This is a genomic window from Cloacibacterium sp. Arc13 (assembly GCF_041431305.1).
Classification (GTDB): Bacteria; Bacteroidota; Bacteroidia; order Flavobacteriales; family Weeksellaceae; genus Cloacibacterium; species Cloacibacterium caeni_B.
In genome coordinates this window covers 24,099-50,911 of the sequence record NZ_JASMRM010000015.1, presented here as the reverse complement: position 1 = coordinate 50,911, position 26,813 = coordinate 24,099, and the positions used below count along the sequence as shown (strand labels likewise).

Below are 26,813 nucleotides of genomic sequence, written 5' to 3'. Positions count from 1 at the left end.
TTTTAAAATTATTATACAAAAATCGACTGTAACCAGTCGGTTTTTTTTATTATCTTTAGTTGAACAAAATTTTTCAAAAAATGGACACCAATTTCACCGATAACTTTCTTGTAAAAGAAAATCAAAAATTCAATCTCAAAGATTTCAACACCGGTTATAAAGGCAAACTGACCAAAGAAGAAGGTCAAAAAATGCTCGAGGCAGAGAAGAAAAAACTCTACGAACTTCAAGAAAAGCTTTACGCAGATGGCAGTCAATCACTTTTGGTAGTGATACAAGCGATGGATGCTGCCGGAAAAGACAGTTTGATAGGGCATGTTTTCGGTGGAGTAAATCCGCAAGGTTGTGAAGTGACCAGTTTTAAAACGCCAACTTCTAAAGAATACAGTCATGATTTCATCTGGAGGCATTATTTGGCTTTACCAGAAAAAGGGAAAATAGGTATTTTCAACCGCAGTCATTACGAAAGTGTTTTGGTGTGTAAAGTGCATCCTGAATTTAATCTAAGCGAAAAAGTTTGGAAATCTACTGACGAAATTGATGAAAAATTCTGGGAAAACAGATACGAAAGCATCAAAGATTTTGAAAAACATATCTCAAGAAATGGAACAAAAATTGTGAAAATTTTCCTCCATGTATCCAAAGAAGAGCAGAAAAAACGTTTCCTAGACCGAATTGCTGAACAAGAAAAAAACTGGAAATTTTCTATTGGTGACTTAAAAGAACGTGCTGTTTTCGATCAATATATGAAAGCGTATGAAGAAGCAATCTCTGAAACAAGTAAAAACCACGCTCCTTGGTTTGTAATTCCTGCTGACCAAAAATGGTTTGCAAGAGTGGCCGCTATACAAATTATTATCAATGCTTTGGAAGAAATGAATTTGAAATTTCCTGAACTTTCTGCCGAAGATAAAGCTGGACTTGCGGAAGCAAAAAGACAATTGGAAAGTGAATAATAGGTAGAGGTTAAGGAAAAGGTTAAGAAAGTAGATTTTTATGAATTTTTGGAAGGCATTACTTTACACTTTCATTCTAATAATTTTAATGAATCTTATAGGTTTTATGATAAGTAGCATTAGTTATTTTCTAAAAATTCCTTATATTATTTCATTTATAACACAAAGCATACTAACTGTTTTTTGTTATTATTTTTTCTTAACAAAATTTTTGAAGAACAAAACCATTATTAGATTTAAAAATGTTTTTATTCCATTTAGTGAGAGCTTAATTTTACCAATAATTTTATCAGCTATTGGTTTGAAAATTTTGCAAGAACCATTCTTCGAAATATATAAAAGAGTTACAACTCCAAATGATTTCCCTCTAAATATTGTAAATATGAATTCAGAATTAAATTTTGAATTCTTAATTAGAGCAGTTCCTGCATTAATTATTGCACCATTTTTTGAAGAATTAATTTTTAGAAAAATTTTTATTGATAATCTCTCAAAATTATATTCAGTGAAAAATGCTATTATTTTTTCATCAATTTGTTTTTCATTATATCATCTTCCAAATTTCTCTAATTTAATACCAACTTTTCTTTTAGGTTTAGTAGCAGGATACTTATATATAAAATCAAAAAAAATAATAATTCCAATGATTTTTCATTTTTTGTGTAATTTAATTGTTGGGTTATTAAAGCTCTATGGAAAAACTCTTTTGGATAATATTGACAAATTAAATTTAAATATATATTATTGGATGTTTATTTTTTTTGGGGGTATTTTACTAATAACAGGTTTATACACTATAAACTCAAAACATAAAAATTCGAAATTAAGGGCTTGAAACTAAAAAAGAAACCACGAGAAAAACGATAAGCCGGATTCTGTTTCCCGATGAAACGGGACGCTTGTTATTTATCTACTGTTTACATTACTGCAAACCTTGAGCTGGTTACCCCTCGATTTTCGGAGCGAGCTACTCCTATTTTTAGATTGCTCTAAAAAGCATCGATATACTTACCATTGCATCGCATAGAGTTTACCTGATTTCACTACAGCCGAACTGTACTTGCTTTCTGTTGCACTTGTCCTCGTCTCACGACGGAAGGTTGTTAACCTTTATGCTGCTCTGTGATGTCCGGACTTTCCTACCCCAATTTCTTGGAATCAACAAGCTGTTTTTCTCGTGGAGTGCAAAGATACGGAAATTTTGAATGTTAGATGTTAGATGTTAGATGTTAGATGATGGATGATGGATGATGGATGTTAGAATATTGTGGAATGTATTCTTATTATTCTGAACCCTTTCTGCGTTTTACAGATTCCTCAAAAAACGCAGAAAGGGTTGGTTATATTTTTCACTGAAAGTTATTTTAAAAAAAAATGGTTTCTAAAAATCCCTAAACTTGCGCCCCGAGTTGAGCGGAGCTCTTTTTGTTTTTTTAGATTCTTCGATTCCGCTCAGAATGACAAAAAACAAAAAAGCGAGAGCGGAACGAGGAATTTGGCGCCCAAGAAAAAAAATATGTTTTGATATCCATTAATGAGCGCATTTTCTTATCTTCGTTCTTTAATTTCTAAAAAATTGGATTCTAAACAAAAAGAATTTTCTAAGTTGATAAAGGAAAATCAGGGGCTTATTATAAAAGTCTCTAGATTATACACCAATTCTCTGGAAGATGAACAGGATCTTTTTCAAGAAATTGTGTTACAACTTTGGCGCAGTTACGACTCATTCAAAGGACAGTCCAAAATTTCTACCTGGATGTACAGAGTAGCGCTCAATACGGCAATTACGCTTTTCCGAAAGAAAACGAAATCTCCTCAAACTGATGAGTTGATGGATTTTCACCACAGAGATTATGTGGAAGATGATGACGAAAAGCAACAACAGATTACCCTGCTCTACAAGGTGATTAAAATGCTCCCAAAAGTAGAACGTGCGATTGTGATGATGTATCTAGACGATTTGCCTTATCGCGATATTGCTGAAAATTTAGGGATTACAGAAGTAAACGCCAGAGTAAAAATGAATAGATTGAAAAAAACATTAAAAGAATTAATGATACAACATGCCTAATCAAGATTTTAATATAGACGATCTTAAAAAATCGTGGCAAGAACAACCTGTTCCAGAAGTGTATCAATCTTCTGAAATTGAGGCGATGCTTAATAAATCTTCTAGAAATTATGTGAAATATATTCTATGGATTAGCATTGCAGAGTTTTTATTTTTTGCTGCAGTAAGTATTTATTCTGTTTTCTACACAGACCAAACAAGCAGTTTTCTACATATCATTAAAAAATTAGGTGCCAAAATTACGTATGAAATTGAAAAAGATTTCTCCCACTTATTCTTCTTTTTTAAGGTTTTAAGCCTTAGCATTACTGCTGTTTTTGTGGTGTTATTTTATAGAAATTACAAAAAAATAAATATAGAAAACAACCTGAAAAATTTTATCCTTCAGATTATAAAATTTAAAAGAACTGTAAATTTATTTATCCTTACCAATATTATTGTGCTCATCTTTTTCGCAATGGTATTAACCATTTTTTCGATGAATATTCTGAAACTTCAAGAAATACAACTGCAAAACGCTACTCTTATTGGTATTGTTGTTGGGGCGATTGTGAGTGTTACCATTGGTTTACTGCTTATCCTTATCTATTATCGTGTTGTTTACGGAATTATCATGAGAAGATTAGGAAACAAATTGCAACAACTCCAAAAAATAGAACAAGAGCAATAAATGATAAAAAAACCTTCAGACAATTCTGAAGGTTTCGTTTATAATTCTTTTCTCAATCTCGCTACAGGAATATTAAGTTGTTCTCTGTATTTTGCGATGGTTCTTCTGGCAATGTTATAGCCTTTCTCTTTCAGCAAATCTACCAAAGCATCGTCTGTAAGAGGTTTTCTTTTATCCTCATTATCAATCACTTCCTGCAAATGATTTTTAATTTCCTTGGTCGAAACTTCTTCTCCATCATCATTCGTTAAAGAATCTGAGAATAAATTTTTAAGCAAAATAATTCCGTTTGGTGTATCAGCATATTTACTTTTTACTACTCTAGAAATGGTAGAAATATCAAAACCTGTAATATCTGCTACATCCTTCAGAATCATTGGTTTAATGTTTTTTTCATCACCGCTTAAGAAATATTCTTTTTGCAGTTTTACAATTGCCAAAATAGTTTGCATTAAAGTATTTTGGCGTTGATTAATGGCATCTATATACCATTTTGCAGCATCTAATTTTTGTTTGATGAAAAGTGCAGCTTGTTTATGATCTGCCGAATTTTTATCGTGAGAATATGTATGTAAAATTTCTTTATATTCGTCTGAAACTCTAAGAGTTGGCGCGTTTCTACTATTCAAAAGCGGAATAACTTGTCCGTCTTTTATTTGAATCACAAAATCTGGAATAATCTCTTGATTGATGGTGATGGTTTGTGTATCAAAATTCCCGCCTACTTTTGGAGACAATTTAGAAATCACATCTAGCGCATCTTTTAAATCTTCTTCTTCTATATCATATTTATTGATGATTTTGCCGTAATGTTTATTGGTTAAAGCATCGAACTGATGTCTTAAAATATTACCTGCTAAAATCACCGATTGATCTCTGCTTACTTTTTTCTCAATTTGCAGTAAAAGACATTCCTGTAAATCTCTCGCTCCTACTCCAGCTGGATCAAGTTTTTGAACATAATTTTCTAGAATTTCCTTTACTTTTTCTTGAGTGGTATAAATCCCTTGCGAAAAAGCCAAATCATCTACAATAGCTTTAATCTCACGTCTCAAATACCCGTCATTATCTAGATTTCCGATGATGTATTCTGCAATTTTCAAATCATCATCATCTATACTTGATAAGTGGATTTGCTCCATCAAATAATCATACAAAGACTGTCCTTCTGTTAATAAACTTTCGTTATCAAAATCTTCGTCATCTGCAGAAAAATTGCTAGAAGCGGTTTTATAAGAAGGCTCATCATCATACAAATATTCATCTACATCAAAATCAGTATCTATGCTTTCGCTTCCTTCACTTTCGTAATCCGAGTCTAGACTGCTAAAATCGTCCTCATCACCACTGTCTTCTTTAACGACTTCCAAGGCAGGATTTTCTTCTAACTCACGCTCTAGCTCTTCCTGAAACTCAAGCGTATGAAGCTGTATCAACTTCATCAACTGAATTTGCTGAGGAGCTAATTTTTGTCCTAATTTTATTTGTAGGTTTTGTTTGAGCATTGTTTATTATTTAGAAATTCAAAATTATCAATTTGAATTTTTGAAGTGTTATATTTTTAAAAATTATTTTTATAAAATTTATTTATCGGTTTTTCTTTTGATAGTGTGTTTAAATTTCAATACCGCAAAATTGAGTTCTACTGTGGTTTCTGTATCTGTAGTTTTCATTTCTTCTCCCAATATATCAGAAATAATTTCACCACTTTTCTGCATCAAAGATTTTTGTTCATTTTCATCTTTCACTTCTGCCAATTCTGAAACAGTACGAGATAATTCTCTAATTTTTGTAAAAGTTTCAATAATAGCGATGGTCGTTTGTGTTGCTTTTTGACTTTTCAAAATCGTAGCCAACATATATAAACCCTTTTCTGTAAAAGCTTTTGGCAAAACTCTAGATTTTGACGACCATTTTGTGGTCGAAAATTTCGACCGCAAATCTTCAATCTCTGTTTTGTCAATCTCTAAAATATATCCATGCGGAAATTTTTCAGGATTGTTTTTTACCGCTTCATTTATTCTTTTAGTTTCTACTCCATACAATTCTGCTACATCACTATCGATAATTACTTTTTCATTTCTCAAGGTAATTATCTTTTCCTCGATGTTGTTAAATTTTATAAGCATTTGGTTATTAGTTTTATGAAATTTTAAGGCTGTAGACTAAAAAAACATCTAGACACAACCTTAATTCACCTTAAAACTCAGCGTTTTTCGGAGTTCTAGGGAAAGGTATTACGTCTCTAATATTGGTCATTCCTGTTACGAAAAGAATTAATCTTTCTAGACCTAAACCGAAACCTGCATGCGGAACAGAACCGAATTTTCTAGTATCTAGATACCACCAAAGTTCATGCTCATCTACGTGCATTTCTTGCATTTTGGTTTTCAAAACATCTAATCTTTCCTCTCTTTGTGAACCACCAATAATTTCGCCAATTCCTGGGAAAAGAACATCCATTGCTGCTACGGTTTTTCCATCTTCGTTTAATCTCATGTAAAAGGCTTTGATTTCTTTAGGATAATCAAATAAAACTACTGGAGACTCGAAGTGTTTTTCTACCAAATAACGCTCGTGTTCTGATTGTAAATCTGCGCCCCATTCTTCAATTGGGAACTGGAATTTTCCTTTTTTATTTTCTTTAGAATTCAATAAAATTTCGATGGCTTCAGAATAAGAAACTCTCATGAAACGTTTTTTGATTACGTTTTCTAGTTTTTCTATTAAGCCTTCTTTTGCTCTATCTTTTTCTGGTTTTTGTTTTTGTTCTTCAGCAAATCTTTGGTCTAAAAACTTCAAATCATCTTTGCAATTTTCTAGAACATAACCGATTACATATTTCAAGAAATTTTCAGCCAAATCTATATTATCTTCCAAGTTATTGAAAGCCACTTCTGGTTCTACCATCCAGAATTCTGCCAAGTGTCTTGTCGTATTAGAATTCTCAGCACGGAAAGTCGGCCCAAAAGTATACACTCTACCTAATCCCATCGCTGCTGTTTCTGCTTCTAACTGACCAGAAACCGTTAGATTAGTTTTTTTGCCAAAGAAATCTTGTGCAAAATCAATGTCGCCGTTTTCATCTCTTGGAATTTGGTTTAAATCAAAATTCGTCACCCCAAACATTTCACCAGCGCCTTCTGCATCAGCGCCTGTGATGATTGGCGTGTTCATATAGAAGAAATGATTTTGGTTAAAGAACTGGTGAATCGCAAAACTTACCGCACTTCTCACTCTGAAAACCGCTCCAAAAAGATTGGTTCTGAATCTAAGATGCGCCTGCTCACGAAGAACCTCCAAAGAGTGCTTTTTTGGTTGAAGAACAGTTTTTTCCATTTCTTCAGAGAAATTATCACCAAGAATTGTAATTTTCTTTGCAATGATTTCAATATCTTGACCTTTTCCTTCACTTTCTACTACCTCACCGGTAATTTTAAGCGAAGAAGCAGTTTTAATATTTTTGATGATTTCTTCGTCGAAATTTTCGAAATCTACTACAATCTGAATGTTATTTATCGTAGAACCGTCATTCAACGCGATGAAACGGTTAGAACGGAATGCTCTCACCCAACCTTGAATGGTAATATCGTGATGTAAAAGTTTTTTATAATCTCCTAAAATTTCTTTAATGGTCTTCTTACTCATGACTTCATAATTATTCAGCAAAAATAAGAAATTTTGGCGTAATTTTTGATGTAACGCGGAGATTTTTACGGTTTTAAAAATTAGTTTTCGAAAAGAATAATTTTATTGCTCGTCATTCTTGGCAGGAGTCAAGAAAACATCCATCAAACCTTCTGGCAATTGCATTTTGATAAATTTTTCTTCACGGTTTACTTCTAGAATCCAGCCTTTAATAATCGGAATGATGATTTCTTTGTCTGCTAATTTTAGAATAAAATAATGTTGTGCAGTTTGGTCGTTTATTTCTACAATGTTTCCGCAAGATTTACCATCTTCTTCTCTGATTTCATACCCAATGACTTCGTGATAATAAAATTGATTTCCTGAAAGTTTAGGCAAGGTAGAAAGTGGTAAAAAAACATTTTTGCCAATAGATTGTTCTACCAATTGTTCAGAAGAATTCTTGAAAGTAATGATTTTAGAATTATCATTTCCCCATTGTTGCTTTTCCACAAAAAAAGGCACGAGAAGTCCGTTCACTTCTACAAAAATCCCTTCCAGTTTATGGTATAATTCTGGTTGATCTGTATCTAGTTTTATGATTACATTTCCCTTTAGACCGTGTTTTCTGGTAATTTTTCCTAAAAAATAGCAATCTTCTTTTTTCATGGGTTGATATTTTTAAATTTTTAAAAACCAAAAAAATTTTATTTGGTTTTATGATGCAAATATACTTTGTTTTAAAAGAATAAAGACGCAATAAATTGCGTCTTTAGTACATTTTATTTCTAAAATTGTTATGCTTCTGCTTCAGTTCCTTCAGCTTCAGCAGCTGGAGTTTCTTCAGTAGTTTCTTCAGCTACAGGTTCTGCGTTTGCAGCTTCTTCAGCAGCTTTAGCATCAGCTTCTGCTTGAGCAGCAGCAGCAATTCTAGCTTCGTTTACTTTAGCTTCAGCTTCTAGAGCAGCTTTTTTAGCAGCTTCTTTAGACTGAGTTAAACCGTCTTTTTTAGCGTTTACAGCAGCTTCTTTAGCTTCTAACCAAGCGTTGAATCTTTTTTCAGCTTCAGCTTCGTCGAAAGCACCTTTTGCTACACCACCTTGTAAGTGTTTTTTGTATAAAGCACCTTTGTAAGAAAGGATAGCTCTTGCAGTATCAGTTGGTTGAGCACCATTGTTTAACCATTTAACAGCTGAATCTACATCTAGTTCAATTGTTGCAGGGTTAGTAATTGGATTGTAAATTCCTAATTTCTCGATGAATCTACCATCTCTTCTTGCTCTAGCATCTGCTACTACGATGTGAAAAAAAGGTTTTCCTTTTTTACCGTGTCTTTGTAATCTAATTTTTACTGACATATTGTTGTGAATTTATGGGAACTCGTCCCTGTTAATATTTTTAAGTGTGCAAAGATAGTAAAATATTTTGTTTCAAAAAAATTTTGACCGGCGTTTGTTATTGGAAGGTGGAACTTAAATTTTCCCTAAATAAAACAATCCGAGACAACGTTGATTTTCTTCTAAATTCAGAAACTCACCGAGATGATTTATTACTGTGTGAGAACTCCAATAACAGCCTATTTGATTTGCCGTACAGGTTAAATACATATTCTGAACCGCCATCGAAGTCGCTGCAATTTCTTCCCATTCTGGAAGCAAACCACTGAAATTTACAGAAATGGTAACAACGGTGTCTGTTTTGGCAATTTTTTCAGCAAAATCAAGATATTTTTTCTCTAAAAACAAGTGTTCTGGCGTCGTTTCTTTATAAATTTTCTGAATTTCTTTTGCCAGTTGCTGCTTTTCTTCTCCTCTAAAAACTCTAAATCTCCAGGGTTTTGTTTTCTTGTGATTGGGAGCAAACTGTGCAGAACTTAAAATTTCATCTAATATTTCCTGAGAAATTTCTTCGCCAGTATAATCTTTGGGATACGTACTTTTTCTGCTTTCTATGATTTGTTTTAAAATTTCTGGATTGTTCATTTTTTAAAAAATCTATTAAGTTTTGGCTAAAGCCAAATTGAATGATTGATTATTATTAAGCGGACTAAAGTCCGCCCCTATTGATATTTAACAAAACTAATTAAATAATTTTTTCAATTTTTTGGTGAATTCTATTGAGGACAAATTCTTCGCCTTCGGTTTTACCCAACATGATTTTAGCCATCGGACTTTCTTCTGAAATCGCATAAAACCGATCTCCTTCGTAGAAAAACTCGCCGAGAGATACCGAAAGATAAAATCTGGCTTTATTGGTAATGACCAGTGAACCGAGCTTTACTCTATCCGAAGAATGATGAAGCACCTGATTCATTTTCTTTTGCATGGTTTTGAGCGCAAACATTTGTTTATCTAAGTGATAAATTTCTTCTTGCATTTCTTCCCTTATCGAATCATACTTAGAAGTTTTCTTTACTTCTCTCGTTGCTTCCAAAGTAAAGTTGAGATAAAACTCCAGCGTTTTTATCTTCCCAGAAATCGTGTCTTTCACAAAATTTCTCAGTGCAGTTTTATCATAATCTTTGACCAACATCTTCATTAAAATATTCAGCGAAGATAAAATTCTCTTTTGAAATACCGAAAAATAAAAAAACGGGAAATTTCCCTTTTTTAATATTTCTAAAATTTTTACATTAAGGTTTTTCTGAAAGTTTTTTCAAATTTTGGAGTCCTTCTTCATACGATTTACCCATCCAGTAATCCATCATTGGCTTCATGAGATTAGAAGGATATTCCATTTCTGCATCTAATGTCCAAACCACTTTTGTAGCATTTCCTTCTTGTGTTAATACAATATCAGAAGTGGCTTCACCTTGACCTTCAAAAGCCATTTTAGTGCTTTGTTTCTGATTTGGAATAAGTTCTGTGATTTCTTGGCAACCATTTCCTACATCTTTTTTATCACTTTTCCAGCAATGTTGATCGCCAATCTGACCAGAAACTCCAGAGTAAGTAGATTGCAACTGCGGGTCTAATTTCATCCAAGGATTCCATTCATTAAATGCTTTCATAGAATTGAGATGTGAATACACTTTTTCTGCAGGAGCATTAATGACAATCGATTTTTCATAATGGTATTTTTCACCAATGACAAACATGGCAATCACCAAAACGGCTAGAATCGCCAAAAGGATTTTTAAAAACTTTTTCATAGTGTTATAATGTATATTTTGTGATTCCTTAAAGATAAATATTTTTAATTTAACTAAATTTACAGTCCAAAATTTTAACAAACGATGACAAACCCACTTTTACAATCCTTCAATACAAAATATCAATCAGCTCCTTTTGCAGAAATAAAAGAAGAACATTACTTACCTGCATTCAAAGAACTGATAGACAAATCTTTGCAAGAAATAGAAGAAATTACTCAAAATCCTGAAACGCCTACTTTCGAAAACACCATCGAAGCTTTGGCTTATTCTGGCGAACAATTAGATGTGGTTTCTAATATTTTCTTTAACCTTAATTCTGCAGAAACGAATGATGAAATTCAACAAATCGCTCAAGAAGTTTCGCCTTTATTGACCGAATTTGCTTCGAAAATTTCGCAAAACGAACAACTTTTCTCAAGAATTAAAAAAGTTTACGACGAAAAAGACCATTATACGCTTAACGAAGAGCAAAAAATGCTTCTAGAAGAAACCTACAAAGGTTTTGTAAGAAACGGTGCATTGCTGAATGACGAAAAAAAAGAACTACTCAAAAATATTAATATTGAGCTCTCTAAAAAATCTTTGCAATTCGGACAAAATGTTTTGGCAGCGACCAATCAATACTATAAACACTTGACCAACAAAGAAGATTTGGCAGGAATTCCAGAGGCTATTCTTGCGCAATATGAAGAAGAAGCAAAGGAAAGAAACCTAGAAGGTTATGTGATTACGCTTCAGTTCCCGAGTTTACTTCCTGTACTTACCTATGCTGAAAATCGTGAGTTGAGAAAAGAATTAGCGATTGCAAACGGAAAAAAATCTTTTGATGGTGGTGAATTTGACAACCAAAACCTCATCAAAGAATTAGTACAACTTCGTCAAGAAAAAGCGCAATTGTTAGGCTACAAATCATTTGCAGATTATGTTTTAGAAGAGAGAATGGCAAAATCTCCACAGAAAGTGTTAGAATTTTTGAACGAATTATTGACTAAAGCAAAACCTTTTGCCCAAAAAGATGTGGAAGAGCTTTCCGTTTTAGCAAAAGCTGATGGAATTACAGAAATGCAAAGTTATGACCACGCTTATTATGCCGAAAAACTCAGAAAACAAAAATTTGATTTCAATGATGAAGAATTGAAACCTTATTTCCAGTTAGACAAAGTGCAAGAAGCGGTTTTCGGGTTAGCTGGAAAACTTTTCGGGTTAGAATTTGTAGAAACCACTGACATTCAAAAATATCACGCTGATGTGAAAACGTATGAAGTTCTAGAAGTCGGAAGTCAGAAGTCGGAAGATGGAAGTTTTAAAGCATTGCTTTACGCTGATTATCATCCAAGAAAGGGAAAAAGAGCAGGAGCATGGATGACGAGTTTTAAAAATCAATACATCAAAAATGGCGAAAACCACAGACCGCATATTTCTGTTGTTTGCAATTTCACCAAACCCACTGCTGAAACACCAAGTTTACTGACTTTCAATGAAGTAACCACGCTTTTCCATGAATTCGGGCATGCTTTACATGGTGTTTTGGCGAACACTCAGTATCCTAATCTTTCTGGAACTTCTGTGAAATGGGATTTTGTAGAATTGCCTTCACAATTTTTAGAAAATTACTGTTACGAACCAGAATTCTTAAAAACATTTGCGAAACATTATCAAACGGGCGAAGTTTTACCAGATGAAAAAATTCAGAAAATAGAAGATTCTAAAAACTTTATGGAAGGCTATCAAACCTTGAGACAACTCAGCTTCGGAATTTTGGACATGTCTTATCACGCCGAAAACGTAAAAGTAGAAGATGTAAAAACCTTTGAAACTGAAACCATCAAAGCGACTCAAGTTTATCCTACTCTAGCAGAAACAGCTGTTAGCACCAGTTTTTCACACATTTTCCAAGGAGGATATTCTGCGGGATATTATTCTTACAAGTGGGCAGAAGTATTAGATGCAGATGCTTTTCAATATTTCAAAGAAAATGGGGTCTTTGACCCTTTAATTTCTAAAAAATTTAAAACGTTGCTCGAAAGTGGCGGAACAAAAGACCCAATGGAATTGTACAAAAATTTCAGAGGAAGTGAACCGAAAGTAGAAAGTTTATTGAAAAGAGCTTTTGGTTAATGGAAAATTGAGAATCTTTGAAACACAGAGATACAGAGGACTCACGGTGAACACGGTTTTTAAATTTTTGTGGAATTTTTCTTTTTATATTTGACAAGAATAATTCCTTGTGAACTCTTTGAATCCTTTGCTTTTCTTAATAAATATTTGAAAAAAATTAAATAATTCCTTCGTGAACTCAGCGAAACCTCTGTATCTCTGTGTTTAAAAAAACAAAAAATTATGAATTGTCCTTGTTGTTCAGGAAAATTATACGATGAATGTTGCGAACCGTTTCATTCTAAAAAAGAGTTCCCCAAAACTGCGGAAGAACTGATGCGTTCTCGTTATACTGCATTTGCCATTCCGAATGGTGAATATTTATGGCAAACCACATTGCCCAGCAAAAGAAAATTCCATGACAAAAGTGAATTGGAAGCTTGGGGAAAAGAAAACATTTGGACAAAACTGGAAATCATCAATTCCAGCGAAAAAGAAGTAGAATTTAAAGCCTACTTTACAGATAAATTCGGTAAAGAAAACATTCATCATGAGTTATCCACTTTTAAAAAGGTAGATAAAAAATGGTATTATGTTTCGGGAAAATTTTTGGATTAAAATTAAATTCTCGCAGATTTTGCGGATTCTGCTGATTTTACTTTTTCTAATCTGCACAATTTTGCCTAATCAGCGAGAGCTTAATAAAAACATTACTTATTTTTCTTCTTTTGTCTCAAAACATAGAGATAAAGACTTTCTACTTTTTTCCTTGCCCAATCTGTTTTTCGTAAGAATTTAAGCGAAGAATTGATGCTTGGATTTTCGTTGAAACATCGAATGTTTATTTGCTTTCCCAGTTCTTCGAAACCATTGTAATACTCTACCAATTCTTCCAGAATGGCGTCTAATCTTTTCCCGTGTAAAGGATCTTTAGAATTCTGTTCCATGTTATTAAAATAAAATCCCGAAAATTTCGGGATTTTTTATTTTAAAAATTTATTTTAAAGTATAATTTCAAAAAAAGATTAGAAATTAGTGACCAGAGTTACCATCAATTCCGTGAGCATGTCCATGTGCTAGTTCTTCTTCAGTAGCTTCTCTATGATCTACGATTTCTACATCGAAATATAAAGTTTTTCCAGCCATTGGATGATTAAGGTCTGCTACTACAACTTCTGGAGTAACTTCTACCACTACTGCTTGGAAATTATTTCCTTGGTTGTCTGAAAGTGGAAGAATTGCACCAACTGGTGGCATTCCTGATTCATTGAACATTTCTAAAGGCAATTGTGCTACTGCTTGAGGATTTCTTTCGCCGTAACCTTCTGCTGGTAAAATTGTGAAAGAAGCTTTATCGCCAGAAGTTAATCCTTTGATGCTTTCTTCAAATTTTGGAATCATCATTCCCACTCCATATAAAAAAGTAAGCGGATTTCCCGCATCTGATTTTTCTACAAGAACTTTTTCGTTATTCTCTCCATCTGTGTGAAGAACATAGTTGAGTGCAACTACTTGTTGGTTGTCTATTGTCATAATATTTTATTTTTTAGAGAATGCTCTCTTTTTATTCTATTGGTGTCAATTTTCTTGCCTTTGGAGAAAATAAAACTTTTAACTGCCAAATTGACCTGTTTTTTTTAAACTCTTATCTAAATTGAACCAATAAATCTTTCAAAAAAATTAATTCTTTAGAATTCGACCAAAAAAGTTCTTTTCTATCAATTATTGTGATATTTCTTTTGATTTTACCGCTTCATTTCTTGATTTTGCAAGCATAGGAATAGAAATAAGTCCCATCACAAGCATAATCACCAATTGCATGGTATGAGAAATAAAAGCATAGCTTAATCCTACTTCACCTCCCAATTTAGCATCTTTTCCCATAGAAAGAAATAGGGCAGAAATACCTAATTTCATCGCTAGGTGAAATGCTCCAATTCCTCCAGAAGCGGGAACCATCATCCCTAATGTTCCTACTACAATTAAGAAAAATCCGTCTGCAAATGTAAAATCTGAAGTTTCTGGCAATGCAAAACACACTAAATATGCCGCCAAATAATAAGAAATCCAAATCGCGATAGATAATATAATGAATTTTCCTTTTTGCTTGAGTTTGAAAATGGTAGTTAACCCATGAAAAATCCCTTCTACAAATTCTATCACCTTTCCAATGAGAGGAAGATGGGTAAACTTGTCTTTGAATTTAAAAAAAATGAAAGTTCCTATAACCAAAACTGCGATTCCACCAATGATATAGGTAGGATTTATTTTAATTCCAGATTTTTGGTAAAAAGTAATAATAGCGTCTTCTTTAAAAACCACTGTAAGAACCAAAAATCCTAACATACAGAATAAATCGACTACTCTTTCTAAAATAATGGTTCCGAAAGATTTATCTACCGGTACTTTTTCTACGCCATATAAAGCAGTAGAACGTGCTAATTCACCACTTCTAGGAATGGTAAGATTCATGAGATACCCGAAAGAAATCGTCCATAATGAATTAGAATTAGAAATTTGGTAACCCATCGGTTCTAAAAGTAAATTCCAACGAACAGCTCTGAACCAATAGGCTAATAACCCAAAAATCATAGCAGCAAAAACCCAAAGATAATTGGCTTTGGCTAAAGAGGCTTTGATATTTGTAAAATCCAGTCCTTTTAATGCAAACCACATAAAAAGGGCTGCAAAAGCAATAGACACCAGTATCGTAGAAACTGTTTTAAAAGACGATGATTTTTTTTGATTTTCCAAAAGAATAGCAATTAAGTAAGAAGATTGGTTTTTTCGTCTGGGAAAATAATTTTCGGCTGGAAGTTTTGTGCTTCCTCTACAGACATCTGTGCGTAAGAAATAATGATGATTACATCTCCTTTTTGCACTTTTCTAGCGGCTGGTCCGTTGAGACAAATTTCACCAGATTTTCTTTTACCTTTTATAACATAAGTATCAAAACGTTCGCCATTATTTACATTTACGATGTAAACTCTCTCTCCTACCACTAAACCTGCGGCATCAATAAGGTCTTCATCTACTGTAATACTCCCGATGTAATTAAGGTCAGAAGCAGTAACCGTAACACGATGAATTTTTGATTTAAAAACTTCTATTAACATGGCGCAAATTTAAAATAAATTAATTGATTAGTAAAGAATTATCTGAGATTTAAACAAATATAATATTTCGCCAAATTCCCTTTAAAAAAAGACATTTTAGCAGATAAACAAGTTAATCATTATATTTAATGACAAAAAAGAGGAAAAAAAATATCAAATTAACAAATTCATAATTTAGAAATTCATTAAACGCTTATTTAAAAAACACTCTATTCAAAGCATATAAAAAGAATTTCCATGCTCGGAAAAGCCTATTTCTTGTAATAGATAACAATTATCATTTTCTCGTTAATTTATAGAAAAAACTATAATTATTATTAATATTGTGAAAAAAATTTGCACAATATGAAAATTGTTATATATTTGTCTTACGTAACAAATTAACAATTAATATTTATAACTATGAACAAGTCTGAATTAATCGACGCAATGGCAAAAGATGCCGGTATTACTAAAGTTGCTGCTAAAGCTGCTCTTGAATCTTTCGTTGCTAACGTAACTGCTACTCTTAAGAAAAAAGACGGTAAAGTTGCTTTAGTTGGTTTTGGTACTTTCTCAGTAGCTGAAAGAGCTGCAAGACAAGGTATTAACCCTGCAACTAAAAAACCAATCAAAATTGCTGCTAAAAAAGTTGCAAAATTCAAAGCTGGTGCTGATTTAGCTGCTGCTGTTTCTGGCGCTAAAAAGAAATAATTCAAATTATTCAAAAGAATTAAGCCTCACCTTTCGGTGAGGCTTTTCTTATGGAGCTAATCTTGAGATTTTCCAATCGTAATTTTCATCAAGTTCATAGATAATCCTATCATGCAAACGGTTAGGCCTTCCTTGCCAAAACTCTATCTGATAAGGTTTTGCAATAAATCCTCCCCAGTTTTTAGGTCTAGGAATTTCTTTTCCCTCGTATTCTTTTTCTAATCCTGCTAATTTATCTTCTAAATATTCTCGATTAGGAATTACAGAACTCTGTGGAGAAACTGCCGCGCCTAACTGACTTCCTCTTGGTCTTGAACTGAAATAGCCATCACTTAAATTCTCGGCCACTTTTTCTAAATCCGCTTTTATGATGATCTGTCTTTCTAAACCTGGCCAAAAAAAGTGAAGACAAGCCTTATTATTTTTTTGAAGAGCCTTCCCTTTTTTGCTATCATAATTGGTGTAAAAAATAAAACCTTCCCAAGTATAAGCCTTTAGCAAAACCATTCTGGTTCTAGGGCAACCATCCTCTTCTACCGTAGAAATCGCCATCGCATTCGCTTCAGAAACAGAAGGACTTTCTTCTGCATCTAGAAACCAATCTCTAAACATTTCGATAGGATTTTCTTTAATTTCGCTTTCTAATAATTGTGACTTATCGTATACTTTTCTTTTATCATGAAGATTTTCCATCAAAATTTTTTTTAAATTTGAGTAATGAATAATTCTTACAAAGGTAAAATTTTAATTTCTACACCTGATATTTCGGGAGACATATTTTCTCGCTCCGTAGTTTTAATTATAGAGCATGATGCTCATGGTGCTTTTGGATTTATTTTAAATAAAAAAAATTACTTCTTGAGCGATAACATGAAGCATTTATTAGGACAAGAAATTGACGTTTATGAAGGCGGGCCAGTAGAAAATGACAGAGTATTTTTTTTGGTTAAAGGGAAACCTATCACTTCTGAATATTTACCAATAGATGAAAATTTCTATCTCACCGAACAGCAAGAAGAAATCGTTTCTGCTATGGTGAATCAAGACATCAGCAAAGAAGAACTCAAAATATTCACAGGTTATTCTGGATGGAGTCCTTATCAATTAGACCAAGAAGTTCAAAATAAAATGTGGACTGTGGTAGAACTTTTTCAATTGGATTATACCTCACCCAATGATCATACTCTTTGGAAAAAAATTATGCAAAACCTAGGCGGAGATTATTTGCTTTGGGCCAATTCTCCAGAAGATGTGAGCTTGAATTAGGATGAGGTAAAGGTAAAGGTAAAGGTAAAAGTTGAGGCAGAATGTTTAACAAAAATTTAGGATTTCTTTTAGAAATAATTATCGCTTAAACTGAGTTTTTATCTAAACTCTCAATAAAAGAACTCGGTAATGGACCTTACAAAAGGTTGATTGCCGAGTTCGTCAATTTTAAGCAAAACTATTGCTCCAAGATTCTACCATTGCAGAGAATCTTTCGTTGCCAAATTCTTTATTTCTAATTTTTGATACCGAGAAAACTCCTTTTTCATCAGAAATTACCAGGATTTCTTCTGCTTTTTGTGTTTCGAAAGCACTTAATTCTGCTTCTTCGATGATGACAAAAGCATTTTTATGAAGGAAAGTCACGAAATTTTCCATTAACGGAGAAATATAAGCACCTTCTGATTGTTTCGGGATTTTAATCGTATTTTCTTCCAGCAACAAGAGGTTTCCAGAGATGGTTCTCGCTACTCTTTTATCTGGATTGAGCAAAATTACATCGTCTAAATCATTTTCTGCAGCGTAGATTTCTGCATAAATATTTTCTGGCGAATGCGTTCTGATGTTGCTCAAAATATTGGTATTTACTGAAATTTCTTTAAGCAAATCTATTTCAATATTTTTATGGATAGACAGTACATCTACATCTGCATTCAACTCAAAATAATATTGCACTGGCGTTCTAGAAGTAAGCACATCTTCTCTGTTTCTAAACGCCATAAAAGTAATCACTCCCAATTCTAAATTATTTTCAGAAATGGCTTTATTAAAGGTTTCTGTGAAAAATTCAAGCGTAAAAGAAAGCGGAATATTCATTCTCATTTTTCGCATAGAAGCCATCAAAAAAAAGTAGCATTCTTCTGCCATAATCAACTGATGATTCTTAACAAAAAAATGAACTTTTACGGCATCGCCATTTAAAAATGCATTATTCTGAAGTACTATTTCTTGTGTTTTTTGTCCGTTTAGATAAATCATGTTGTAATGATTTTTAGTTATGAAAATTGCAAAAAAAATGATAACTGAAATTTCAATTATCAATCTTTTTACTTGGGTTGAAAGATTAAGCTGCGCCTAGTTTGATTTGTAGATTTTCGATGAGATTATCCCAATATAATCTGGTTTCCTCTTCATCTCCTTTTTCGCAGAAATCGGTAATATTAAGAGAAAGGTCATTGGTAATTTCATCAATGATAATAGTCATTTCGAAGAAATATTTTGTTCCTTCGTCTTCTTCCCAACGGAAACGCACAAAAGATTCTGGTTTATATCTGATTAATGTCGCTTTTTCTGCGGGACCACCATTCCAACTGAAATAAAAGTCATCACCTCTTTCTACTGCTTCATCTGCAAACCATTCTGAAAGGCCTTCTGCAGTTGCCATATATTCATACAAAATCTCTGAAAGACAATGCATTGTATATTCAAACTGTACCTTATGTTTCGTCATATTTTTACCATTTTTGGTGTCGCAATATATAAATTAATTTTATATATCTGCAACTATTTTTCGATAAAATCAATAATTTTTATATGAGTTTTCACATAAAAAAAAGAGTTTTAAAAATTTAAAACCCCTTTTTTTTGTTTATTTCTCATTTAAAGCTTCTAAAATAATTTCGCAGCCCTTTTTAATCTCTTCTTTGCTAATGGTTAACGGTGGAGAAATCCTCATAAATTCATTTCGGTAGAGTTGCCAAAAAACAATGAGTTCTTTTTCCATACAACGCTTCGCTACTTCTAATGTATACTCTGGAGATTCTAATTCTACTGCGAGCATTAAACCTCTTCCGTTTACTTTTTTAATTTTTGGGTGAACCAACAATTCTCTGAACAGTTTTTCTTTTTCTTCTACTTCATTCATTAAACCACTCTCTAAAACTTCTTTTAAAGTTGCATAACTCGCCGCTGCAATGAGAGGATTTCCTCCAAAAGTAGTAATGTGTCCCAATTTAGGAGAATGCTGAAGTGATTTCATTATTTCTGCTGAACTCATAAATGCGCCAACTGGAACTCCGCCTCCCATTCCTTTTCCCATCACGAGAATATCTGGAACCATATCATAATGTTCAAAAGAAAATAATTTTCCTGTTCTCCCAAAGCCTGGCTGAATTTCGTCAAGGATTAATAATGCGCCAACTTCCTCACATCTTTTTTTCAAATTTTTGAAATAACTTTGAGAAGGTGTCAAAAAACCAGCAGCTCCTTGAATCGTTTCTGCGATTACACAAGCTGTTTTTTCGGTAATTTTAGAAAATTCTTCTTCATTATTAAATTCAATAAAAGAAATCATCGGCAACAAAGGACGAAATTCTCTCTTGTGAAACTCATTCCCAGAAACCGACAAAGCACCATGAGTATTGCCATGGTAAGAATTTTTCATGGAGATGATTTCTTCTCGTCCTGTGTATCTTTTTGCTAATTTCAATGCTCCATCGATGGCTTCTGCACCAGAATTTACCAAGTAGGTAACTTCTAAAGGTTCTGGAGTAGCTTCTGCTAAAAGTCTGCACAGTTCTACTGGTTTTTCTTGAGCGTATTCTCCATAAACCATTACGTGAAGATATTTATCTGCCTGTTCTTTAATTGCATTAACCACTTTAGGATGAGAATGCCCTAAAGTATTGGCAGAAACTCCCGCTACAAAATCTAAATAAGCTCTACCATCTTTACCATAAATATAACTTCCTTCTGCTTTTTCTACTTCGAAACCTGCTGCATAAGGAGTAGTTTGTGCTTGATATTTGAAAAATTCTTGTTTCATTTTGCAAAGATAAAGAAGATAAAAGTTGAAATATGGAAGTTTTTAAAAAATTTTTTACAGAAATCACAAGATAATTTCATATTTTCAAATTCTAAATTTAAAGGTTTTTCCGTTTTTTTACTCTCGCAGATTGAACTGATTCAGCAGATGAATAGATGCTGAATTTTTATTTGCAAAATTAGCGTAATCAGCGAGAGATTAAAGTTTTGCCGATATGTAATTAAGTTGTGACCTCTTATTTTTATTAAAAGTTTTTGGTTAAAGTAAAAATTGATTTCAAAAATAAAAAGCCGGACTAAAGTCCGACTCTATTGATTTATAATTTTCTATCTCTTTTGATGGTTTTTGGTTTTTTCTTGGCTTCTTCTTTTTTACGAAGTTCTTCCGCTTTTTGGTACAGCGTATCATCTGTTTCGTATTTCACTTCTTCATAATTAGGTGTATCTAAGAAAATATCTTCCCATTTCCGTGGTCGATCTTTCGTATTCCAATTAAAATCTGTGAATTTTCGTTTCTCTGGAGCAATCATACTCATCGGGTAAATATCAGAATTGGCTCCAATATTACAAGAAATAATCTGAATTTTTCTTTCTTCAAAAAGTGCTTCAATTTGTCCGCAAGTAGAAAGCGCAATACCGATTCTGTCTAACTGCTTTGTCTTTGCATCTTCAGAATCTGCATAAGTAATGGCTTGAGCGTTTCCTGTTACTTTGGCAATTTTAATTTCGTTGTTTTGATAAAAAACGGTCATTAAATTCCCTTTCACTTGATTAAACTCGTCTTTCAGCGTGAGAGAATCTGCTTTAGAAATTGCAAATGCATTTCCAATGACTTTTAGAGAGTCTATATTTTGTTCCGTTGTGTTGAAATATGCTTCAATTTTGTCTCCAGAAATTTGTTTTTCTCCACTCCAGAAAAGAGGTTTCACATTGAGGTGAAGAATTCCATCGGTTTCATTAAAACTTAAAGAATCTGCTCTACCTTGTGCTTTGGTCATGAACAATCTTACTTTTTTATATCCACGAAGGAAACTTTTTTTCTTCTGGGTAGAATCTAATTTTTGGTAGCTTAAAAATCTTTCTGCAGCGATGTAAGCCGTATCTTGATTCATGATTTTTACTGCATAAGGTTTTTGGGTAATCATCGCCGAATCTATTTTTTCGTAGATTTCTCCGTAACCACCGATGATGTAACGATTTTCTTTCGGATCGTCTAATCTTACATTTCCTTCTGCCTTTCCAAAACCTGTGAGTTGATTAAAAAACATTTTATCCCCTTTCAGAATTTTACCATTGTAATAAATTCTAGAATTTTTATTGAGATACACTTGTTTTTCGTTCATGAGATACTTTCCATTTTCTGTGTAGACGTAATTAGAAGGTTTCTCTTTATTGATAATGGTTGTAGGCCCGAAAAATTCTGCAATATTGGTATTTTGATAATGTTTGATGTTTTTTCCTTCTACTCTATATTGGGCATTATCTATGGTGTAATTATTGGTAAATTCATTGGTTTTAGAATCAATGAAATAAGTAGCAGACTGAGTCCACATAGTATTTCTACCATCATTAATGGTTCCACCAGAATTGAAATAAGCTGTATTTTTTACTCTATCATAATACAAAACATCTGTAGAAATGGTTTGTTTCGCATCAGTAAGCACCACTTTTCCACGGGCAATTCCTCGTTGAGTATTTCCATCATACTCCATTTCGTTTGAGGTAATTCTGTTTCCGTCTGAAGTAACAAGCAAAACGTTTCCAATAGCTTTAGCAAAATTTTCTTTTTCGTAGAAAATCACTCGGTCTGCCGTCAACATGGCACCTTGATGTTCAAATTGTACATTTCCTGTGAAGAAAGGATTTCCTCCGTACATGTCTTGTTTTCTTTCGAATAAATCTGAGTGAATGAAACGTACTTTTTGACCGGGCTGAACCGCTACATTGGTTTCTTTTTTGAAATAAGGATCTTTTACTAAAGGTTCTTTGGAATTGAGTTTATCAATCTGCGAAAAACCTAAAGCATAAATAAAAATGAAGAGTACGAAAAGGATTTTTTTCATTATTTTTTTTTGTGGCCGTAAAAATATAATGAATGATTGTCAATTTTCACGCCAAACGCTTCTTCGATAGATTGTTTGATGCCCTGAATTCTAGGGTCGCAAAATTCTATAATTTCTTCAATCTCTTTATCTGAGCCATCTTTGTAAATCACTAAATGGTCATGTTGCTTATCAAAATAAGATTTTTCATAAGAAGATGAAGAAAGTGTTTTTTCGCCGAACTGGTGTTTACGAATCAAGCCTGCATCTAGAAAAATTTCTATAGTATTATAGATGGTTGCCTTAGAAACATGATATTTTTTATTAATCATGATGAGATATAAATCATCTACATTAAAGTGATGATCCATATTATAAATCTCTTCTAAAATGGCATATCTTTCTGGAGTGTTTCTGTAGGCTTTATCTTGTAAATATTGCTTCAGAACATCTTTTATTACGCCTATATTTTTTTCTTTTTGAGTAGCTTCCATTGTTTTAATTGAAAAGCAAATTTATTAATTTTTAACTAATAAAAGGTAAATTTTAATGAGAGACAAAATCTAAAAACCTCAATTGCTTGAGGTTTTCATTTTATATTAAGAATCGTAACGTTTAAATTCTTCTAAAATAATTTTTTTCTCTCTAATCGGGTTATTGATAAGCGGTACAGATTCTACCAAAACATTATGTGGCGCCAAACCGTACGCTTTGAAATCACTACTACCGATATATTTCACGAAATTATAGATATTCAAGGTTATTTTTTCTTTTACCGTCAATAAGAAGTCATTGATATAAACATTGTCAATAATCACATATTTTAAATCTGGCGGAATATTATGATTTCTAAGAGAAGGATGGCTACTTCTATCAGGAATAATACCTTCTTTCATCATATCAAACAACACCTGATTAAAGTAATCATTGATTTTTCTATCAATTTTGAATCCTAAAAGGAAATTCACTTTATACACCGTTCCTGGCATTACCTCATCAATAGAATATTTATAGGTAAAAGGATCTTCTTGGTTAATGATATTTAAAATAAAATAATGGTCTGCTCTTTTTGGCTGAGATCGCATGATGGAGTAAATAATTTTAGATTCTACCTCATCATCTCTTTTCGCACGGCTTAAGAAAGCAAGATTGGTCGCATATTTAGGAATAGACTCATCTAGTTTAATATCTTTAATTGTAGAAACATAATCTTTCAGTTTTACAAACTTGATGAAATTCTGCTTAATCATTCTACCATTATACCAAGCATACATACAAACTGCCACGAAACCTGCTAAGAAAACGGTAATCCAACCACCTTCGAAGAACTTAATAATGTTGGCACTGAAAAATCCTATTTCTATAGACAAATAAACCAAGGCAAAAATTGCTATAAAAAGTTTATTCACTCTATTTCTCCACAACCATGCAATCAATAAAATAGTAGTCATCATCATGGTTACCGTAATAGATAAACCATACGCTGCTTCCATATGTACAGATTCTTTGAAATAGAATACTACAATTAGACAGAAAATAAGTAAACCCCAATTGATTCTTGGAATATACATTTGACCTTTTAAACCAGAAGGATATTGAATCTGTTGGAATGGCCAAAAGTTAAGAGACATTGCTTCTGAAAAAATAGTAAATGAACCTGTAATTAATGCTTGAGAAGCAATAATTGCCGCTGCTGTTGCCAAAATTACGGCTGGAATAATTAAATAATGTGGTAACATACCAAAGAAAGGATTTGTCCCCGTGAAAACCATTCCGTAGTTATTTAGTAACCACGCACCTTGACCTAAATAGTTTAGAATCAACATGATTTTTACAAAAACCCAACTCACTCTAATATTTTTATAACCACAGTGTCCTAAATCTGAATACAAAGCTTCTGCTCCTGTAGTACAAAGAAAAACCGCCCCTAAAATTAAAATCGCGCTCGGAGAGGTTACAATTAATTTATAGGCGTAATAAGGATTAAAAGACTTTAGAATTTCTGGATGCTCTAATAAATTTACTACACCAAATCCTCCTAAAAACAAGAACCAAATCACCATTACTGGTCCGAAAAACTTCCCAATAAAACTGGTTCCGAATTGCTGTACTACGAAGATAATAACCAGAATTACAGACGTCATTGCTAGAATAGAATTGATTCCTAAATCTAATCCTTTGATTTGTTTAAGACCTTCTATAGAAGCCATTACCGTAAGAGAAGGTGTGATTACTCCATCTGCAATTAACGCAGACGCTCCTATAATTGCAACTAAATAAAGCCATTTCGTTTTCATTCTTTTTACCAAAGAAAATAGGGCTAGAATCCCACCTTCCCCTTTATTATCCGCTCTAAGGGAAATAAGAACATATTTGATAGTGGTTTGCAGCGTGAGCGTCCAAATAATACAAGAAAGTGCTCCTTCTATATATTCTTCAGAAATCATTTTAGCTTCTTTTCCAGATTTAATGATGGCACTCATTACATAAAGTGGTGAGGTACCAATATCTCCGAAAACAATTCCTAATGAAACTAAAACTCCTATGAAAGTTAATTTTTTGGTGTCAAAATGATGACCTCCAGCTAAAACGTCTGACATTTTTCAAGTTTAAAAATAAATGCAAATTTAATCTAATTTCCAGAGGAAATACTTTTTCCTAAAAAAATTTTACATGAAATTAAAAAAGCGCAACCAAAAATGATTGCGCTTTTTTAAAATATGATTAAAGTTTTAAGATTTTACGTATAAAACGTTTTTAATCTCTTGTTTTACTTTTTCTAATTTCGGGAACCACTCTGCAAATAACGCTGCTGAATATGGAGCAGGCGCATCTGGAGTTGTAATTCTCTTAATTGGCGCATCTAAATAATCAAATGCTTTTTGCTGAACCATGTAAGTAATTTCTGAAGCTACAGAACCAAATGGCCATGCTTCTTCTAAAACTACTAATCTATTGGTTTTCTTCACAGAATTAAGAACTGTCTCATAATCTAGCGGACGAATTGTTCTTAAGTCTATTACTTCTACAGAAATTCCTTCTTGTTCTAAATCAGCTGCTGCTTGCATTGCTAATTTTAAAATTTTACCAAAAGAAACCAAAGTCACATCTTTACCTTCTTTTTTGATATCAGCTTTACCAATTGGGATGTAGTATTCTTCTTCTGGAATTTCCATTTTGTCTCCGTACATCTGTTCAGATTCCATGAAAATTACAGGGTCATTATCTCTAATTGCAGATTTTAATAATCCTTTTGCATCATATGGATTAGAAGGAACAATTACTTTAAGACCTGGGCAGTTTGCATACCAGCTTTCAAAAGCTTGAGAGTGAGTAGCTCCTAACTGACCTGCAGAAGCAGTAGGTCCACGGAAAACGATTGGCACATTCCACTGTCCACCACTCATTTGATACATTTTCGCTGCATTAGAAATAATTTGGTCAATAGCTACCATAGAGAAATTAAAAGTCATAAACTCTACAATTGGTCTATTTCCGTTCATTGCAGCTCCTACAGAAATCCCAGCAAAACCTAATTCTGCAATTGGTGCATCTATTACTCTTTTCGCACCAAATTCTGCTAACATTCCTTTTGAAGCTTTGTAAGCTCCGTTATATTCTGCTACTTCTTCGCCAATGAGATATATCGATTCGTCTTTACGCATTTCTTCGCTCATTGCTTCACAGATAGCCTCACGAAATTGTACTTCTTTCATTTTGATTAATTTGTTGAGTTGCAAATTTAAGGAATTTTTATCAAACTATTATGTATCAATTATTACTTTAGTCAACAAATAAAAAAGACACATCTTTTAGGACGTGTCTCGTTTGTTTTTATTTCTAAAATAGATTAATCTACTCTATGCCAAGTTTGGTTTCTACCGATTAATGAGATTCCTACATAACCTCTTACATTTAGTTTATCACCGTTTCTGGTCAATGTACAGTTGTACGTTTTTCCTTTTTTAGGATCTGTAATGGTTCCATCAGTAAATTCTGAACCATCTTTAGATAAACCTCTGATGATTTCTAAACCAACTAATGGCTTATTTTTTCTGTCATCTGTACATTTTACACAGTTGTTATTTTCTGGTTTTTGTAATAATTGTACAATTTTGCCATAATATTTACCGTCTGATTTTTTGAAAATCTCTACGATAGATTTAGGCTTCCCTGTTTCATCATCAATTGTTTTCCATTTCCCTTCTATTTGAGCATATGAAAGAACACTGAAGAATAAAGCGAAAAATGCGAATGCTAATTTTTTCATGTTTCTAATTTTAAATTTTTGCTAAAAGTAAATATTTTTTATTAAACAACAAATTTATTGTTATTCTTATCATACTAATAACAAAGCA

Annotated in this window: 29 protein-coding genes and 1 other RNA gene; 8 read left to right on the top strand and 22 right to left on the bottom strand. The window is 32.8% G+C overall.

Annotated elements, in window-relative coordinates:
• Positions 1-80: 80 nt before the first annotated feature.
• Together QO190_RS10870 and QO190_RS10865 are read left to right on the top strand one after the other, a co-directional pair.
• Positions 81-956: a polyphosphate kinase 2 family protein gene (locus QO190_RS10870; RefSeq protein WP_371463095.1), complete on the top strand. Its 876-nt coding sequence runs from the start codon at positions 81-83 to the stop codon at positions 954-956.
• Between the two features lie 211 nt (positions 957-1,167).
• The gene (locus tag QO190_RS10865; RefSeq protein ID WP_371463097.1) at positions 1,168-1,791 is read left to right on the top strand and encodes a lysostaphin resistance A-like protein; all 624 of its coding nucleotides are present in this window, start codon (positions 1,168-1,170) and stop codon (positions 1,789-1,791) included.
• 13 nt (positions 1,792-1,804) lie between these two features.
• Here QO190_RS10865 and rnpB read toward each other — a convergent pair.
• Positions 1,805-2,134: RNase P RNA component class A (rnpB, locus tag QO190_RS10860), an RNA gene on the bottom strand.
• A gap of 398 nt (positions 2,135-2,532) precedes the next feature.
• On the opposite strand from rnpB, the gene QO190_RS10855 reads away from it, so the two are divergent.
• Together QO190_RS10855 and QO190_RS10850 are read left to right on the top strand one after the other, a co-directional pair.
• Positions 2,533-3,027: an RNA polymerase sigma factor gene (locus tag QO190_RS10855; protein WP_371481327.1), complete on the top strand. Its 495-nt coding sequence runs from the start codon at positions 2,533-2,535 to the stop codon at positions 3,025-3,027.
• Positions 3,020-3,697, top strand: a complete 678-nt coding sequence (locus tag QO190_RS10850; protein WP_371463101.1) for a beta-carotene 15,15'-monooxygenase — start codon at positions 3,020-3,022, stop codon at positions 3,695-3,697. The genes QO190_RS10855 and QO190_RS10850 overlap by 8 nt, the downstream gene beginning before the upstream one ends.
• Positions 3,698-3,735: 38 nt before the next feature.
• On the opposite strand, the gene rpoN is transcribed toward QO190_RS10850, so the two are convergent.
• The 8 genes from rpoN to QO190_RS10810 all read right to left on the bottom strand — a co-directional run bounded on the left by rpoN (position 3,736) and on the right by QO190_RS10810 (position 10,475).
• Positions 3,736-5,202 carry an RNA polymerase factor sigma-54 gene (gene rpoN / locus QO190_RS10845; protein WP_371463103.1) on the bottom strand — a complete coding sequence of 489 codons (1,467 nt, stop codon included), beginning with the start codon at positions 5,200-5,202 and terminating at the stop codon, positions 3,736-3,738.
• A gap of 78 nt (positions 5,203-5,280) precedes the next feature.
• Positions 5,281-5,826 carry an ORF6N domain-containing protein gene (locus tag QO190_RS10840; protein ID WP_371463105.1) on the bottom strand — a complete coding sequence of 182 codons (546 nt, stop codon included), beginning with the start codon at positions 5,824-5,826 and terminating at the stop codon, positions 5,281-5,283.
• Between the two features lie 70 nt (positions 5,827-5,896).
• The gene (gene asnS, locus QO190_RS10835; protein ID WP_069798866.1) at positions 5,897-7,345 is read right to left on the bottom strand and encodes an asparagine--tRNA ligase; all 1,449 of its coding nucleotides are present in this window, start codon (positions 7,343-7,345) and stop codon (positions 5,897-5,899) included.
• Between the two features lie 102 nt (positions 7,346-7,447).
• Positions 7,448-7,993 carry a ribosome maturation factor RimM gene (rimM, locus tag QO190_RS10830; protein WP_213195374.1) on the bottom strand — a complete coding sequence of 182 codons (546 nt, stop codon included), beginning with the start codon at positions 7,991-7,993 and terminating at the stop codon, positions 7,448-7,450.
• A gap of 128 nt (positions 7,994-8,121) precedes the next feature.
• Entirely contained in the window at positions 8,122-8,682 is a 561-nt protein-coding gene (locus QO190_RS10825; protein ID WP_069798862.1) for a 30S ribosomal protein S16, read from the bottom strand.
• A gap of 114 nt (positions 8,683-8,796) precedes the next feature.
• Positions 8,797-9,306 (bottom strand): nitroreductase, encoded by a 510-nt coding sequence (locus QO190_RS10820; RefSeq protein WP_371463108.1) that lies wholly within the window; start codon positions 9,304-9,306, stop codon positions 8,797-8,799.
• 100 nt (positions 9,307-9,406) lie between these two features.
• Positions 9,407-9,856, bottom strand: coding sequence for a hypothetical protein (locus QO190_RS10815; RefSeq protein WP_371463109.1), 450 nt, complete (start codon positions 9,854-9,856; stop codon positions 9,407-9,409).
• 100 nt (positions 9,857-9,956) lie between these two features.
• Positions 9,957-10,475, bottom strand: coding sequence for an SRPBCC family protein (locus tag QO190_RS10810; protein ID WP_371463111.1), 519 nt, complete (start codon positions 10,473-10,475; stop codon positions 9,957-9,959).
• An 84-nt stretch (positions 10,476-10,559) separates the two neighbouring features.
• Here QO190_RS10810 and QO190_RS10805 point away from each other — a divergent pair, with 84 nt between their 5' ends.
• Both QO190_RS10805 and QO190_RS10800 read left to right on the top strand, forming a co-directional pair.
• Positions 10,560-12,596: a M3 family metallopeptidase gene (locus QO190_RS10805; protein WP_371463113.1), complete on the top strand. Its 2,037-nt coding sequence runs from the start codon at positions 10,560-10,562 to the stop codon at positions 12,594-12,596.
• Between the two features lie 222 nt (positions 12,597-12,818).
• The gene (locus QO190_RS10800; RefSeq protein ID WP_371463115.1) at positions 12,819-13,193 is read left to right on the top strand and encodes a YchJ family protein; all 375 of its coding nucleotides are present in this window, start codon (positions 12,819-12,821) and stop codon (positions 13,191-13,193) included.
• 92 nt (positions 13,194-13,285) lie between these two features.
• Here QO190_RS10800 and QO190_RS10795 read toward each other — a convergent pair whose 3' ends face one another.
• The 4 genes from QO190_RS10795 to panD form a co-directional block, all read right to left on the bottom strand.
• Positions 13,286-13,522, bottom strand: coding sequence for a VF530 family DNA-binding protein (locus QO190_RS10795; RefSeq protein ID WP_371463117.1), 237 nt, complete (start codon positions 13,520-13,522; stop codon positions 13,286-13,288).
• An 85-nt stretch (positions 13,523-13,607) separates the two neighbouring features.
• Positions 13,608-14,108, bottom strand: coding sequence for a peptidylprolyl isomerase (locus QO190_RS10790; RefSeq protein ID WP_069798636.1), 501 nt, complete (start codon positions 14,106-14,108; stop codon positions 13,608-13,610).
• A 189-nt stretch (positions 14,109-14,297) separates the two neighbouring features.
• Entirely contained in the window at positions 14,298-15,329 is a 1,032-nt protein-coding gene (locus QO190_RS10785; RefSeq protein WP_371463120.1) for a lysylphosphatidylglycerol synthase transmembrane domain-containing protein, read from the bottom strand.
• 11 nt (positions 15,330-15,340) lie between these two features.
• A complete protein-coding gene (gene panD / locus QO190_RS10780) occupies positions 15,341-15,691 on the bottom strand; it encodes an aspartate 1-decarboxylase (protein WP_069798631.1) in 351 nt (116 codons plus the stop codon).
• Between the two features lie 402 nt (positions 15,692-16,093).
• On the opposite strand from panD, the gene QO190_RS10775 reads away from it, so the two are divergent.
• The gene (locus tag QO190_RS10775) at positions 16,094-16,384 is read left to right on the top strand and encodes an HU family DNA-binding protein (RefSeq protein ID WP_069798629.1); all 291 of its coding nucleotides are present in this window, start codon (positions 16,094-16,096) and stop codon (positions 16,382-16,384) included.
• A gap of 48 nt (positions 16,385-16,432) precedes the next feature.
• On the opposite strand, the gene pdxH is transcribed toward QO190_RS10775, so the two are convergent.
• A complete protein-coding gene (gene pdxH, locus QO190_RS10770; RefSeq protein WP_371463123.1) occupies positions 16,433-17,077 on the bottom strand; it encodes a pyridoxamine 5'-phosphate oxidase in 645 nt (214 codons plus the stop codon).
• A 24-nt stretch (positions 17,078-17,101) separates the two neighbouring features.
• Here pdxH and QO190_RS10765 point away from each other — a divergent pair, with 24 nt between their 5' ends.
• Positions 17,102-17,650: a YqgE/AlgH family protein gene (locus tag QO190_RS10765; protein ID WP_371463125.1), complete on the top strand. Its 549-nt coding sequence runs from the start codon at positions 17,102-17,104 to the stop codon at positions 17,648-17,650.
• Between the two features lie 168 nt (positions 17,651-17,818).
• Here QO190_RS10765 and QO190_RS10760 read toward each other — a convergent pair whose 3' ends face one another.
• The 8 genes from QO190_RS10760 to QO190_RS10725 form a co-directional block, all read right to left on the bottom strand.
• On the bottom strand, positions 17,819-18,625 hold the full coding sequence (locus QO190_RS10760; protein WP_371463179.1) for an aminotransferase class IV: 807 nt from the start codon (positions 18,623-18,625) through the stop codon (positions 17,819-17,821).
• 88 nt (positions 18,626-18,713) lie between these two features.
• Entirely contained in the window at positions 18,714-19,100 is a 387-nt protein-coding gene (locus tag QO190_RS10755; RefSeq protein WP_104794296.1) for an START-like domain-containing protein, read from the bottom strand.
• A 138-nt stretch (positions 19,101-19,238) separates the two neighbouring features.
• Entirely contained in the window at positions 19,239-20,414 is a 1,176-nt protein-coding gene (locus QO190_RS10750; RefSeq protein ID WP_371463128.1) for an aspartate aminotransferase family protein, read from the bottom strand.
• A 316-nt stretch (positions 20,415-20,730) separates the two neighbouring features.
• Positions 20,731-22,476, bottom strand: a complete 1,746-nt coding sequence (locus QO190_RS10745; protein WP_371463130.1) for an OstA-like protein — start codon at positions 22,474-22,476, stop codon at positions 20,731-20,733.
• A complete protein-coding gene (locus QO190_RS10740) occupies positions 22,476-22,949 on the bottom strand; it encodes a Fur family transcriptional regulator (protein WP_069798615.1) in 474 nt (157 codons plus the stop codon). The genes QO190_RS10745 and QO190_RS10740 overlap by 1 nt, the downstream gene beginning before the upstream one ends.
• Before the next feature lie 105 nt (positions 22,950-23,054).
• On the bottom strand, positions 23,055-25,055 hold the full coding sequence (locus tag QO190_RS10735) for a KUP/HAK/KT family potassium transporter (RefSeq protein ID WP_371463132.1): 2,001 nt from the start codon (positions 25,053-25,055) through the stop codon (positions 23,055-23,057).
• Between the two features lie 132 nt (positions 25,056-25,187).
• Positions 25,188-26,195, bottom strand: a complete 1,008-nt coding sequence (locus QO190_RS10730) for a pyruvate dehydrogenase complex E1 component subunit beta (RefSeq protein ID WP_371463134.1) — start codon at positions 26,193-26,195, stop codon at positions 25,188-25,190.
• Positions 26,196-26,305: 110 nt separating this feature from the next.
• A complete protein-coding gene (locus QO190_RS10725; protein ID WP_371463136.1) occupies positions 26,306-26,725 on the bottom strand; it encodes a DUF2147 domain-containing protein in 420 nt (139 codons plus the stop codon).
• Between the last annotated feature and the right edge of the window lie 88 nt (positions 26,726-26,813).